The organism is Mesorhizobium sp. M1312 (assembly GCF_040318115.1).
Taxonomy (GTDB): domain Bacteria; phylum Pseudomonadota; class Alphaproteobacteria; order Rhizobiales; family Rhizobiaceae; genus Mesorhizobium.
This window is the reverse complement of record NZ_JAMYLQ010000006.1, coordinates 66,139-80,030: the sequence shown is the minus strand read 5'-3', so window position 1 is coordinate 80,030 and position 13,892 is coordinate 66,139. Positions and strand designations below refer to the sequence as shown.

At 63.9% G+C, this 13,892-nt stretch carries 12 protein-coding genes; 7 read left to right on the top strand and 5 right to left on the bottom strand.

Translation table 11 applies throughout. The annotated features are described in order from the left end of the window. Positions 1-15: 15 nt before the first annotated feature. Together NKH36_RS09965 and NKH36_RS09960 are read right to left on the bottom strand one after the other, a co-directional pair. Complete coding sequence (locus NKH36_RS09965; RefSeq protein WP_352957704.1) at positions 16-1,152, bottom strand: alpha-hydroxy acid oxidase; 1,137 nt, start codon at positions 1,150-1,152, stop codon at positions 16-18. Between the two features lie 56 nt (positions 1,153-1,208). After that, on the bottom strand, positions 1,209-2,012 hold the full coding sequence (locus tag NKH36_RS09960; protein ID WP_352957702.1) for a FadR/GntR family transcriptional regulator: 804 nt from the start codon (positions 2,010-2,012) through the stop codon (positions 1,209-1,211). Positions 2,013-2,210: 198 nt separating this feature from the next. Between NKH36_RS09960 and NKH36_RS09955 the strand changes: the two genes are divergently transcribed. From NKH36_RS09955 to glcF, 5 genes are all read left to right on the top strand, one after another. Continuing rightward, entirely contained in the window at positions 2,211-3,533 is a 1,323-nt protein-coding gene (locus NKH36_RS09955; RefSeq protein ID WP_352957700.1) for a DUF3422 family protein, read from the top strand. Between the two features lie 408 nt (positions 3,534-3,941). Beyond that, a complete protein-coding gene (locus tag NKH36_RS09950; RefSeq protein WP_352957698.1) occupies positions 3,942-5,438 on the top strand; it encodes an FAD-linked oxidase C-terminal domain-containing protein in 1,497 nt (498 codons plus the stop codon). A gap of 252 nt (positions 5,439-5,690) precedes the next feature. Next, positions 5,691-6,944: an FAD-binding protein gene (locus NKH36_RS09945; RefSeq protein WP_352957696.1), complete on the top strand. Its 1,254-nt coding sequence runs from the start codon at positions 5,691-5,693 to the stop codon at positions 6,942-6,944. Beyond that, on the top strand, positions 6,941-7,357 hold the full coding sequence (locus NKH36_RS09940; protein WP_352957694.1) for a DUF4870 family protein: 417 nt from the start codon (positions 6,941-6,943) through the stop codon (positions 7,355-7,357). The genes NKH36_RS09945 and NKH36_RS09940 overlap by 4 nt, the downstream gene beginning before the upstream one ends. Before the next feature lie 9 nt (positions 7,358-7,366). Beyond that, complete coding sequence (glcF, locus tag NKH36_RS09935; RefSeq protein ID WP_352957692.1) at positions 7,367-8,698, top strand: glycolate oxidase subunit GlcF; 1,332 nt, start codon at positions 7,367-7,369, stop codon at positions 8,696-8,698. 157 nt (positions 8,699-8,855) lie between these two features. On the opposite strand, the gene NKH36_RS09930 is transcribed toward glcF, so the two are convergent. Together NKH36_RS09930 and NKH36_RS09925 are read right to left on the bottom strand one after the other, a co-directional pair. Then, on the bottom strand, positions 8,856-9,776 hold the full coding sequence (locus tag NKH36_RS09930) for a bifunctional 5,10-methylenetetrahydrofolate dehydrogenase/5,10-methenyltetrahydrofolate cyclohydrolase (RefSeq protein ID WP_352957690.1): 921 nt from the start codon (positions 9,774-9,776) through the stop codon (positions 8,856-8,858). A gap of 267 nt (positions 9,777-10,043) precedes the next feature. Continuing rightward, on the bottom strand, positions 10,044-10,790 hold the full coding sequence (locus NKH36_RS09925) for a L,D-transpeptidase (RefSeq protein WP_352957688.1): 747 nt from the start codon (positions 10,788-10,790) through the stop codon (positions 10,044-10,046). Positions 10,791-11,000: 210 nt separating this feature from the next. On the opposite strand from NKH36_RS09925, the gene NKH36_RS09920 reads away from it, so the two are divergent. After that, positions 11,001-11,636, top strand: a complete 636-nt coding sequence (locus tag NKH36_RS09920; protein ID WP_352957686.1) for a DNA-3-methyladenine glycosylase I — start codon at positions 11,001-11,003, stop codon at positions 11,634-11,636. Positions 11,637-11,666: 30 nt separating this feature from the next. Here the strand turns inward: NKH36_RS09920 and NKH36_RS09915 are convergent, their stop codons facing one another. Beyond that, entirely contained in the window at positions 11,667-11,915 is a 249-nt protein-coding gene (locus NKH36_RS09915) for a hypothetical protein (RefSeq protein WP_352957684.1), read from the bottom strand. A 198-nt stretch (positions 11,916-12,113) separates the two neighbouring features. On the opposite strand from NKH36_RS09915, the gene hisS reads away from it, so the two are divergent. Next, positions 12,114-13,718, top strand: coding sequence for a histidine--tRNA ligase (gene hisS, locus NKH36_RS09910; protein WP_352957682.1), 1,605 nt, complete (start codon positions 12,114-12,116; stop codon positions 13,716-13,718). Positions 13,719-13,892: the final 174 nt, after the last annotated feature.

Sequence of the window (13,892 nt, the reverse complement as noted above, 5' to 3'; positions counted from 1 at the left end):
TGCCGTCACGGGAGTCTAACGCCGAAGCTGATCCTTGCCCATGTCGGTTACCAGACGCTTTCCGCACAGTGCCAGCGTTATGTCCATCTCTTTGCGAATGATTTCCAAGGTTTTGGTAACGCCATCCTTGCCGAGTGCGCCGAGGCCGTAAAGGAAAGGCCGGCCGATATAGGTGCCCTTGGCGCCGAGGCACAGCGCCTTCAGAACGTCCTGGCCCGAGCGGATGCCGCCATCCATATGCACTTCGATCGTGTCGCCGACCGCGTCGGCGATCTCTTCCAACACCTCGATCGACGACGGCGCACCGTCGAGCTGGCGTCCGCCATGATTGGAGACGATGATCGCGTCGGCGCCGGTCTTGGCCGCCATCAGCGCGTCTTCCTTGTCGAGGATGCCCTTCAGGATCAGCTTGCCGCCCCAGCGTTCCTTGATCCAGGCAACGTCCTTCCACGACAGATGCGGATCGAATTGCTCCGTCGTCCATGAGGACAGCGAGGTGAGGTCGCCGACGCCCTTGGCGTGGCCGACGATGTTGCGGAACGTCCGGCGCTGGGTACCGGCCATGCCGACGCACCAGCCCGGCCTGGTCGCCATCTGCCAGATGTGTTTCGGCGTGAAGCGCGGCGGCGCCGACAGCCCGTTGCGGATATCCTTATGGCGCTGGCCGAGGATCTGCAGATCGAGCGTCAGCACCAGCGCCGAGCATTTCGCCGCCTTCGCTCTGTCGATGAGATTCAGGACGAAATCCTTATCGCGGAGCACATAGAGCTGGAACCAGAACGGCTTCTTGGTCACCGATGCGACATCCTCGATCGAGCAGATGCTCATCGTCGACAGCGTGAACGGAACGCCGAATTCCTCCGCCGCCTGCGCCGCCAGCATCTCGCCGTCGGGGTGCTGCATGCCGGTCATGCCGGTCGGCGCCAGCGCCACCGGCATCGCCACCTTCTCGCCGATCATGGTCGATTCCAGCGAGCGGTTACTCATGTCGACCAGCACGCGCTGGCGGAATTTGAACTTTTGGAAATCCTCCTCATTGGCCCGGTAGGTGCTTTCGGTCCATCCACCGGAATCGACATAGTCGAAGAACATCTTCGGCACGCGGCGGCGCGCCAAGTCCTTGAGATCGGCGATGGTGAGGATCATGCTCATGGGCTTCCCGCTGGTTGTTCGCTAATTCGTCGTTGTTGATTTTTCTTAGCCAGCGCTCACGAGCGTTTTCTTGCCGGCTCGCTGTCGCCGGCCTCTGAGCGCTGCATCAGTCTCAGCCGCGACACACGCTGCCAGTCGCCGCTACGCTCGGCCTCGGCCATGGTGCGTTCGACATGGGTGATGTGGTCCATCGCCGCCTGCCGTGCGGCCGCCGGATCGCCGGCCTTGACCGCCGCGTAGATCGCCCGGTGCTGCGAAAGCAGCGCTTCGCGCGCGCCCGGCACGTTGAACACCAAGAGCCGGTTCTGGAAGACGCCCTCCGACAGCAGCCGGTAGCACGAGCGCAGCGTGTGCAGGAGGATGATGTTGTGCGCGCATTCGCAGATCGCGTGGTGGAACTCGACGTCGATTTCCGCCTCGTCGTCGAAGTTGCCGGTCCGATGCGCCTCGTCCATACGCGCCATGATGCGGTCGAGCAACGCCAGATCGTCGGATGTGGCTCGCCGCGCCGCGTATTCGGCCGCCACCGCTTCGATCTCGCGGCGGTATTCCAGATAGTCGGTCGCCGCCTTGGGGTGCATCGAGATCAGGTCCGTCACCGGCTTGGTGAACAGCTGGCCGATGACGTCGGCGACATGGGTGCCGCCGCCGGGCCGCGTCGTCAAAAGTCCGCGTCCTTCCAGCGCCTTTAGCGCGTCGCGCAGGATCGGCCGCGACACCTCGAACCGGCGTGCCAGCTCGCGCTCGCCCGGCAGCCTGTCGCTGGTGCGCAGAACGCCTTCGAGGATCAGGCTCTCGATCTGCTGCACCACCTCGTGGGCGGTGCGGGAATGCTCGATCCTGGAGAAAATGTCGCTCAACGGGGATGGCCTGGGGATTGAACCGGTGTCGCGCAGGATAAAGCCAGTGTCACCAACTGGTCAAATTATTTATCCAATTCGTCGGTTTGGCCGGGTTTAACGTCGCCGCGGCATATCGCTTTCGGCTAACTTGTCGTTTGCGTCCCTTGGCAATTGGCTCTAGAGGGACGCGATAGCACCAGGCCCGGGGGACCAGCCGTGGCAAATGATCCGTCCAATCTCAAATTTCAGCCCCGCGTTGAGGGCAGCGTCATGGGCTTTCCCGCGCATGAGGGACGGCCTGGCGCGCTCGGCGAGGTTCACGCCCGTCCGCATCCGCTGGTCGAAAAACCGCGCGTTCTGGTGCAGCTTTCCTTCATGACCGAAGCTGGGTCTAGCGTCGATCACGCCGCGCTTTCCGAACTGTCGCGGCGCCTCGGCATCGCCGCGCCCGACCCTCATGCCCGCCACCACGCGATGAAGTGGGGCAAGGGCTCGCTGCGCTGGGAACGGCACACGGAATTCTCCACCTATCTGTGGGAAGGACCGCTATCCGAGAGGGGCCAGCGCCAGGAAGATTCGCCTTTCGGCCACGGCTTTTCGCCGCCGGGAACGGTGATTTCCGGCATCAGGCTCGAAATCCGCAAATGGACGCAGGCGAGCGAAAAGCTGATCGCCAGCTTCGACCCGACCAGCCTGTGCTATTCGCTGGTCGAGCGCGGCAACGCCGCCATCGTCACCGATTTCCGCCAGGACGGTGACGGCATGACCCGCATGCTGGTGCTCGACCGCGGCCTGACGCCGGCACGCACCGGCGCGCTGGCGCAGCGGCTGATCGATATCGAAACCTACCGCACGCTGGCGATGCTTGGCCTGCCGCTGGCGCTAATGCTGTCCGGTCGCGCGCGCCGCATTGAGGACAGACTGGCGCAGACCACACTGGAAATGAAAGTCGCCGAAACCCGCGACAGCCAGACGCTGCTTGCCGACCTCACCGAGCTTGCCGCCGAGCTGGAGGCCGATGCAGCCTCCAGCCTCTATCGCTTCGGCGCCAGCCGCGCTTATGACGGCATCGTCCGCGAACGGCTGGAGGCGCTGGAGGAGGAGGCGGTGCCCGGCTACGACACCTGGGGCGGGTTCCTGCAGCGTCGCGTCGCCCCCGCCATGCGCACCTGCCGTTCGGTCGAGGAGCGTCAGGCCAATCTGTCGACGAAGCTCACCCGCGCCACCACGCTGCTGCGCACCTGGGTCGACGTCGAAGTCGAGAAGCAGAACCGCGATCTGCTGGCGTCGATGAACAACCGCGCCCGCCTGCAACTGCGCCTGCAGCAGACGGTGGAAGGGCTCTCGGTGGCCGCCGTCTCCTACTACGTCGTCGGTCTCATCGGCTACGTCGCCAAGGGCGCCTCGATCTTCGGCCATGCCTTCGCGCCGGAGGTCGTCACCGCTGCCTCGGTGCCGCTTGCCATCCTGCTCGTCTGGTGGGGCGTGCGCCGTGTCCGCCGCCTGCACTCCGAACCCGCCAAGCAGGCGGCGGAGTAAAAGCCTTATCCTCCCCCTTGTGGGGAGGGTCGGCGAGCAAGCTGAGCGAAGCGAAGTTTGCGAAACGGGGTGGGGGTGCTCATAAAGCGCGTCCCTCTCGCCGACCCCCACCCGCTCACTTCGTTCGCGACCCTCCCTACAAGGGGGTGTTTGGACCGGGGACATCGCGCTCGCGTCCTCGAATGGCATCTCGAACCTCCCGGTGCAAAGCGCGCAAACTGTTCGCGATGTCCTCGCACACCTGTTCGCGATGTCCTGGTCCAAACAAGGGAGAGGGTAAACTGCAGCGGCAGATGCCAACGGAAGGCGGTGCAGGTGTCGGCGCTCGATTTTCGGCCAAAGCAGGATTTGCAACACGCACCCGCCGCTGGTAAAACATTTTTACCAGTCAATCGAAGGAGGCTGCTGATGTCCGGCCTGCTGATGCCGAAGCCAGACGACGCCACGATGCGCCGGCGCGACGAGATCGTCGCCGATATGCGCATCATCGTGCCGGGCGAAGGCGTCGTCGACGCTGCCAATTCAATGCGCGCCTTCGAGAGCGATGGCCTCACCGCCTATCGGCAATTGCCGCTGGTCGTGGTGCTGCCCGAAACGGTGGCGCAGGTCTCGCGCGTCCTGAAATATTGCAACGACCGCAACATCCGCGTCGTGCCGCGCGGTTCAGGCACGTCTTTGTCCGGCGGGGCGCTGCCGCTCGAAGATGCCGTGTTGCTGGTCATGAGCCGCTTCAGCCGCATTCTCGAGATCGATTTTCCCAACCGCATCGTCGTCGCTCAGCCGGGCGTCACCAATCTCGGCATCACCACCGCCGTCGAGCAGGACGGCTTTTACTACGCCCCCGATCCATCCTCCCAGATCGCCTGCTCGATCGGCGGCAATGTCGCGGAGAATTCAGGCGGCGTGCATTGCCTGAAATACGGCCTCACCGCCAACAACGTGCTCGGCATCGAGATGGTGCTGATGAATGGCGAGGTGGTACGGCTCGGCGGCAAGCATCTCGACGCGGAAGGTTATGACCTGCTCGGGGTCATGACCGGTTCCGAGGGCCTTCTCGGCGTCGTCACCGAGGTCACCGTGCGCATCCTGAAGAAGCCGGAAACGGCGCGCGCGCTTTTGATCGGCTTCCCGACCAGCGAGCAGGGCGGCCAATGCGTCGCCGACATCATTGGCGCCGGCATCATCCCGGGTGGCATGGAGATGATGGACCGTCCGGCGATCCACGCGGCCGAGGATTTCGTCCATGCCGGCTATCCCCTCGACGTCGAGGCGCTGTTGATCGTCGAGCTCGACGGGCCGGGGGTCGAGGTCGATCATTTGATCGGCCTTGTCGAAGCCATCGCCTACAGGAATGGCTCGACCACCTGCCGCATTTCGCAGTCGGAGCAGGAGCGGCTGAGCTTCTGGGCCGGCCGCAAGGCAGCCTTCCCGGCGGTCGGCCGCATCTCACCCGACTATTACTGCATGGACGGCACCATCCCGCGCAAGGAACTGCCGCGCGTGCTCGCCGGCATGCGCGAGCTCTCCGAGAAATACGGGCTCGGCGTCGCCAATGTCTTCCATGCCGGCGACGGCAATCTGCATCCGCTCATCCTCTATGACGCCAATATGCCGGGCGAGCTCGACAAGGCGGAAAGCTTCGGCGCCGACATCCTGCGGCTCTGCGTCAAGGTCGGCGGCGTGCTGACCGGCGAGCACGGGGTAGGGGTGGAGAAGCGCGACCTGATGCCGGAAATGTTCAACCAGATCGACCTCGACCAGCAGATGCGGGTCAAATGCGCTTTCGACCCCAACCATCTGCTCAACCCGGGCAAGGTGTTTCCGCAGCTGCGCCGCTGCGCCGAGCTCGGACGCATGCACGTGCATCGCGGCCAGACGGCGTTTCCGGACATTCCGAGGTTTTGAAGTGATGGGGTCTCGCCTCGCCATGTCGGCGTTCCTTCGCGCCCCCCTCTGTCCTGCCGGACATCTCCCCCACAGGGAGGGAGATTGGCCGTCATTTTCGCTTTCGGCAATCGCCAACGTTGCAGGAAGAGTGCCGTCCACGAAGCTGCCAATCTCTCCCCTTGTGGGGGAGATGTCCGGCAGGACAGAGGGGGGCGCGAAGGAACTCGGCCGATCTGCTCTCCCCCGCTTGGCGGCGGCGAGGAAATAGCCATGACCACCTTCACCCCCGCCACCGCCGCAGAAGTCCTCTCCACCGTTGCCTGGGCCGCCGCCGAAGACTCGCCGCTGGAAATCCTCGGCCACGGTTCCAAGCGCGGTATCGGCCGTCCGCTGCAGACCGAGCACACGCTCGACTTGTCGAAGCTGTCCGGCGTGACGCTCTATGAGCCGGCCGAACTGGTGCTGTCGGCCAAAGCCGGCACGCCGCTCGCCGACATCGAAAGCCTGCTTGCCGAAAACGGCCAGCAGCTTGCCTTCGAGCCGCTGGACTATGGCCCGCTGCTCGGCGGCGAATGGGGAAAAGGCACGATCGGCGGCGTGCTGGCCGCGAACCTTTGCGGCCCGCGCCGGCTGAAGGCCGGGGCGGCGCGCGACCATATTCTCGGCATAGCAGCGGTTTCCGGTCGCGGCGAAGCCTTCAAGTCCGGCGGCCGCGTGGTCAAGAACGTCACCGGCTATGACCTCTCCAAGCTCATGGCCAACAGCTGGGGCACGCTTGCCGTCCTCACCGATGTCACCTTCAAGGTGCTGCCATCGGCCGAGACCGAAGTCACGCTGGCTGTGCGCGGCCTGCTCGACGACCGTGCCGCAGCCGCCATGGCGCTGGCGCTCGGCTCCAGTGCGGAAGTATCGAGCGCCGCCCATCTTCCCGAACGCGTCGCCGCGCGGGTCGCGGGCGGCAGTCTCGGCAGCGACGCGGCGACATTGCTGCGCGTCGAGGGGTTCGGGCCGTCGGTCGCCTACCGCATTGCCGCGCTGAAAGACCTGCTCCGAAATGCCGGCCCGCTCGAGGAAATCTCGGGCGAGATCTCGCATTCCGTCTGGCGCGACATCAGAGACTGCGCGCCTTTCGACGGCCTGGAAAAGCCGGTGTGGCGCGTGTCGATGGCGCCGGCGCAAGGCCACCAGATGGTGCTGGCGCTGCGCATGCAGGCGGCCGTCGATGCCTTCTATGACTGGCAGGGCGGACTGATCTGGCTGCGCATGGAGCATGGCGATCCCGAAGCCGATCTTCTGCGCGGACTGGTGAGACAGTATGGCGGCGGCCACGCGACGCTGGTGCGCGCCGCGCCTTCGCATCGCGCCGCTTTGCCGGTGTTCGAGCCACAGGCGCCGCAACTGGCAGCGTTGTCGGCCAGGCTCAAAGCCGAATTCGATCCCAAGAATATACTCAATCCTGGCCGTATGGCGCCGGCTGCAGGCTCTGCTACTCTTGGCCCGGCAACCGAGGGAGCAGCATCATGAGCGACATCAATCCAGGCCCCACTGATTCAGGCCCGGCTGAGTCCAATAAGCCCGCACCGCGCCAGACCGACCGCTGGCTGAAGCCGGGTTCGACCAACGCACTGGTCATCTACATCCTTTATCTCGCCAGCCTCGTCATCGGCGTCACCGGAATTGTCGGCATCGTTCTGGCCTATATCAATCGCGGCAAGGCTGGCGGCTTCGTCGAGAGCCACTACACCTTCCTGATCCGTACCTTCTGGATCGGCCTGCTTTATGCCCTGATTTCGGTTGTGCTGATGATGGTGGCGATAGGCGTCGTGCTGATGTTCGCCGTCGCCGTCTGGTTCATTGCCCGCTGCATTCTCGGCCTGCAGGCGCTGCAGCGCGGCGAGCCGGTCAAAGACCCGGAAAGCTGGTTCTTGGGATTATAGGATTTTTGCGTGCAGACCAATTTTTCACTTGCTCAGCTTGCCGATCCGCATGTCGCGGAATCGGAGAAGATCCTGCGCAAATGCGTGCATTGCGGCTTCTGCACGGCCACCTGCCCGACCTACGTGACGCTCGGCAACGAGCTGGATTCGCCGCGTGGGCGGATTTACCTGATCAAGGACATGCTGGAGAACGGTCGTCCCGCCGACAAGGAGATCGTCACCCATATCGACCGCTGCCTGTCCTGCCTCGCCTGCATGACCACCTGCCCGTCGGGCGTCAACTACATGCATCTGGTCGACCACGCCCGTGCCCATATCGAGGAAACCTACAAGCGCCCGCTGCCCGATCGCCTGACGCGCACCATGCTGGCCTTCGTCCTGCCTTACCCCTCGCGCTTTCGCGCTGCGCTCAAGCTGGCGAGGCTCGCGCAGCCATTCGCCGGTCTGTTCGAAAAGATCCCGGCGCTGAAGCCGCTGGGCGCGATGCTCAAGCTCGCCCCCGCGTCGGTTTCTGCGGCCTCGCCAATGGCTTCGCCGGGCATCCATGCCGGGCAGGGCGCAGCAAAAAACGGCCGCGTCGCCATTCTCACCGGCTGCGCACAGTCCGTGCTCGATCCCGGCATCAACGACACGACGATCGCGCTGCTGACGCGGTTGGGCGTCGAGGTCGTGGTTCCCGAGGGTGAGGGCTGCTGCGGCGCGCTGGTGCATCACATGGGCCGCGAGGAGGCAGCCCTTGCCTCGGCCAGGCGCAATGTCGATGCCTGGACACGCGCGATCGACCAGGGCGGGCTGGATGCCATCGTCATCACCGCGTCCGGCTGCGGCACCACGATCAAGGACTACGGTTTCATGCTACGCCTCGATCCGGACTATGCCGAAAAGGCAGCGCGCGTGTCGGCGCTGGCCAAGGACATCACCGAATATCTGGCAAGCCTCGATCTGCCCGAGCCGGTGCGCAAGCCCGGCACCATCGTCGCCTATCACTCCGCCTGCTCGATGCAGCACGGCCAAAAAATCACCCGTCAGCCCAAGGAGCTTCTCGCCAGAGCCGGCTTCGTCGTGCGCGAGCCGCGCGAAGGGCATCTGTGCTGCGGCTCGGCCGGGACCTACAATATCCTGCAATCGGAGATTTCGGCTCAGCTGCGTGACCGCAAAGTCAGGAATATCGAGGCGACGGATGCTGAAATCGTCGCCACCGGCAACATCGGCTGCATCACCCAGCTCGCCTCTGTCGCCAAGCTGCCGGTGATGCATACGATAAAACTGCTCGACTGGGCCTATGGCGGACCGAAGCCCGAGGGCGTTCCGATAGACAGGTCGGTCGTGGCAGCGGAGTGATGGGACAGTTCTGAGGCGAGCCCCCTCATCCGGCCGCTTCGCGGCCACCTTCTCCCCGCTGGGGAGAAGAGGTTGGCGCTGGCAAACCTCCTCTCCCCTCGGGGAGAGGTCAGGCGAGCGAAGCGGAGGCTGGGTGAGTGGGCCGTCCGCTACGTGCCTATTCCGCCGCCAACTTGTCCGCAGCCCCGTAGGTCGCCTGATAACGTGCGCGCTGGCGGCTCAGCGCCACCATCGTGTTGCGCAAAAGAATCGCCACGGTGATCGGGCCGACGCCGCCCGGCACCGGCGTGATCCAGGACGCCACTTCCTTGACGCTCTCGGCGTCGACGTCGCCGACGATGCGGCTCTCCCCGTCCGGTCCGATCTCGGCATTGATACCGATGTCGATGACGGCCGCACCCGGCTTTACCATGTCGGCCTTGATCAGCCGCGGCTTGCCGACGGCGACGAACAGCGCATCGGCACGCCGCGCGTGTGCTGCCACCGAACGCGTCATGTGATGGCAGACCGTCACTGTCGCGCCCTCGCTCATCAGCAGGAAGGCGATCGGCTTGCCGACGATCTCGGAGTGACCGACGATGACGACCTCAAGCCCCTTGAGATCGAGACCGGTCTCCTTGAGCAGTTCGACCGAAGCGGCGGCCGTGCACGGTGCAAGGTCTAGCTGATTGTAAACGATGTTGCCGATCGAAGCCGGATGCATGCCCTCGACATCCTTGAGCGGATGCACCGCCGCCTGAAGCGTCTTGATCGGGATATGCACCGGCACCGGCCGCTGGATGATGATACCGGTGACGCGCGGATCGGCATTAAGACCGTGGATCGCTGCTTCGAGTTCGCCGGCGGTGATGTCGGCGGCAAACCGCCTTTCCTCGAAGCCGATACCGGCCAATGCCGCCTTGGCGCGCTGGTTGCGGACATAGACATCGACTGCAGCGGTGTCGCCGACGGTGATCGATATCAGTTTGGGCGGAAAACCTTCTGCGGTGGCGATCGCTGCATCCTCGCGCACCGAGGCGATGATGCGCTGGGCGACCGGACCGCCTTTGAGATAGCGGCTGTCATCGGACAGGGACATGGAGATAGGCCTTTGTCTGGAAGCGTTGCAGCCGACGTAGCAAAATAACGAGAAGAATGGCAGCGAGAATGCGAACCGCCATACCTCTGGCGCGACGCACCGGTCAAACCCGACCCTGCCAAATCTATCGTGTCCCAGAAACAAAAAGGGCAGCGCGGCAAATCGCGCTGCCCTTTCGTGACTGACCGTATCCCAACACGGCCCGTCCCCCGTATTCCGATGATCCAGAGTCTTCTGGACAGAATCGGCAACAAAATCAACTGCAGATTACATCACTACAACCGTCGTGCCAACATCGACCCGCTCATAGAGGTCGACGACGTCCTCGTTGCGCATGCGGATGCAGCCCGACGATACGGCACCGCCGATCGTCCAGGGCTGGTTGGTGCCGTGGATGCGGTAGAGCGTCGAGCCGAGATAAAGCGCGCGCGCGCCGAGCGGATTCTCGACGCCGCCGGCGACATAGTTCGGCAGATAACGGCCGTTAGCGGCCTCGCGCGAGATCATCTGCGCCGGCGGTCGCCATTCGGGCCAGATCTTCTTCTGCGAGATCTTGTGCTTGCCGGCCCATTCGAAGCCCGGCTTGCCGGTGCCGACGCCATAGCGCCGCGCCTTGCCGTTGTTCTCGACCAGATAGAGAAAATTCTCCCTTGTATCGATGACGATCGTGCTCGGCTTCTCCGGACCGTCATAGGCGACTTGCTGCGGCAGGTAGATCGGGTTGATCTGCGGGCGTGCGAGCAGGCGCTTCTTTGCCGGCGCCTGCATCGCCGCCGTGTGCAGTTGAGCCGGTTGCGCCTGCCGTTGAGAACGGCGCTGCGGCTTTTGCATCTCTTGCCCGTTCTGGCGGACGATGCCCGGCGCACGGCCAAGCTGCAGCACCCAGGGCGCCGAAAGGTCGGGGCTCACCATCACCGGCGGCCTGTCGGCATAGCGGTCATTGGCGCTGGAAGATGTAGCGGCAGCGGCCAGTACGGCCGCGGCGCCGAGCAGCGGGAACAAAAATGTCTTCATCGGAACGCACCTTGATCGTCGAACACGCCGGGCGCAAAACGTCCCCGGTTTGCGGACATTGGGCGCGGAGCAGCAACCGAAACATGAATCGGAATGCGTAAAATGCTCCATTGTCAGTAAACCTTTCGGTGTGGTTACCGGCCGGTTCAGGAATCTGGTAAAGCCACGGTAAAGGCAGCGCTGAGGCGCGTTAACGAATGGAATTCTGCCATGGATGAGAAGACAGGCCTGCTCGCCGGCCCCGATGGTAACGCGCGCTGCGTCTGGCACGGCAATCTTCCGGATTATCTGCACTACCACGATTATGAATGGGGCCGGCCGATCACCGACGATCGCAGGCTGTTCGAAAAGATCTGCCTCGAAGGCTTTCAGTCGGGCCTGTCCTGGCTGACCATCTTGCGCAAGCGCGAGAATTTCCGCGAGGCGTTCGCCGGCTTCGATGTCGATAAGATCGCCGCCTTCACCGACGAGGATGTCGAGCGCCTGCTCGGCAATGCCGGCATCATTCGCCACCGCGGCAAGATCGTCTCGACCATCAACAACGCCAAGCGCGCGCGTGAATTGGCGGACGAGGCCGGCTCGCTGGCGGCCTGGTTCTGGAAGTTCGAACCCGGCCCGGACGAACGGCCCGAGATCGTCGATCTCGCCCATCTGCGCGCCAACCCGACCACGGCGGTCTCGGTGCGGATTTCCAAGGAGCTGAAGAAGCGCGGCTGGAGCTTTGTCGGCCCGACCACCGTCTACGCCTTCATGCAGGCCATGGGGCTGGTCAATGACCATCTCGAGGGATGTGTCTGCCGCGGGCAGGTCGAGGCGGAGCGCAAGGCGTTCAAGCGGCCGAAGTGAGCTCCCTCACCGCCGAAACGGGCGATAAACTCAAGCGCCGGCGCCGGCCAGAAAAAGCGCGGCAACGATGGCCGCCACAGTGGCAAAAGCCGGATAGATCACCAGCAGGCCGGTCATCAGCGCATCGCGCATGGTCGGTCCTTTGCGCTCGTCCGCGGCGACCTCGAATGGTCCCGCCGTTTGGCCTGCCGGCCTCGGTGCATGACTATCGGCCCGCCGCAGCCGGGGCAGATCGCGGGCGCCGCTGTCGATGATGTCGAATTGCCGTGCCGTGGTCATGGCCCGAACCCCTTGTTTCGGCGGGGTTTATCGGCTGCGATTGTGTCGGCACGATGCCGCGCTTATGGCGGAATTGTTTCGTTTATCGCGTGGTTTGTTTCAGGAAAGGTGCAAACCCTTGCCGGTCCGGACAGGTTCGGTTAGGACACGCCCACTTGAAATAAGTCATCGATTACTTAGCAAAAAAAGACCCATGCCATGGCCGACAGATCGGAAAAGATGAAAGCGCGGCTGCCGCGCGGGCTTGTTGACCGCGGCGCCGATGATATCCGCGCCGTCGAGAAGATGATGGCGACGATCCGGTCGGTCTATGAGCTTTACGGCTTCGAGCCGGTCGACCAGCCGCTGATCGAATACACCGATGCGCTGGGCAAATTCCTGCCCGACCAGGACCGGCCGAACGAAGGCGTGTTTTCGTTCCAGGACGACGACGACCAGTGGCTGTCGCTGCGCTACGACTTGACTGCGCCGATGGCGCGCTTCGTCGCCGAGAACTTTGAGCGCCTGCCGAAACCATATCGCAGCTACCGCTCCGGCTGGGTGTTTCGTAACGAGAAGCCCGGCCCAGGCCGCTTCCGCCAGTTCATGCAATTCGACGCCGACACGGTCGGCACGCCGGGTGTGGCGGCGGACGCCGAGATGGCGATGATGATGGCCGACGTCATGGAAGCGCTGGGCATCAAGCGCGGGGACTACGTCATTAGGGTGAACAACCGGAAGGTGCTCGACGGCGTGCTGGAGGCGATCGGCCTTGGTGGCCATGAAAATGCTGGCCGCCGTCTGCAGGTGCTGAGGGCGATCGATAAGGCCGACAAGTTTCCACGAGAAGAGATCGACCAGCTCCTGGGATCGGGTCGTTGGGATGGCGGCAAGGAAGGCGAGGGCGACTTCACTAGAGGCGCGGGCCTGAGCGTACAACAGACAGACAAGCTCCGTGCTCTGATGCTCCAGAGTGGAAACGCGGGGATACTCATCTCAAAAGATGAGGCCTCTCCCGCTGAGTTAGAAGCTGGGCCATTTCCAGGCAGTGCGAACTATTACTCCAATAGGCAACTTTGCCGCGACATGATGGCTGCTGCGGAAGAGAACGGAATGTCGGTCGCCGGGATTTATGAATTGAATGAAATTGCGGCTCTCGTGGATGCGGCAGGTTATGGCCCGAACCGGATAAGAATAGACGGATCCGTTGTCCGCGGGCTCGAATATTACACCGGCCCGGTCTACGAAGCCGAGCTTCTGGCCGAAATCCCCAATGAGGACGGCCAGATCGTGCGCTTCGGCTCGGTCGGCGGCGGTGGTCGCTATGACGGGCTCGTCTCGCGCTTTCGTGGCGAGCCGGTGCCGGCGACCGGCTTTTCCATCGGCGTCTCCAGGCTGATGACGGCGCTGAAGAACCTCGGCAAGCTCGACACATCTGACGTGATCGCGCCGGTCGTCGTGCTCACCATGGACAAGGACACGGAAAGCCTCGGCCGCTACCAAAAGATGGTGGCCGAGCTGCGCGCCGCCGGCATCCGCTCCGAAATGTATCTCGGCGGCGCCGGCATGAAGGCGCAGCTCAAATATGCCGACCGCCGCGGCAGCCCGGTCGCCATCATCCAGGGCGGCGACGAGCGCGCCAAGGGCGAGGTGCAGATCAAGGACCTGATCGAAGGCGCGCGTTTGTCGGCGGAGATCGCCGACAACGCCGAATGGCGCGCGGCCCGGCCGGCGCAGGTGACAGTGGCGGAAAGCGAGCTGGTTGGCGAGGTGAAGAAGATTTTGGCGGCGCAGGCGGCCGACCGAGCAAAAGGTGGCGCGTGAACACCCCCCTCTGGCCTGCCGGCCATCTCCCCCTCAAGGGGGGAGATTGGCAGCCGCACCGCCGGCACCTAGCTTTCAACCTTGAAAATAGGGTGAAAGCAGTGACGAAAGTAATCTCCCCCCTTGAGGGGGAGATGGCCGGCAGGCCAGAGGGGGGTGCCTCGCGCCTCGCGT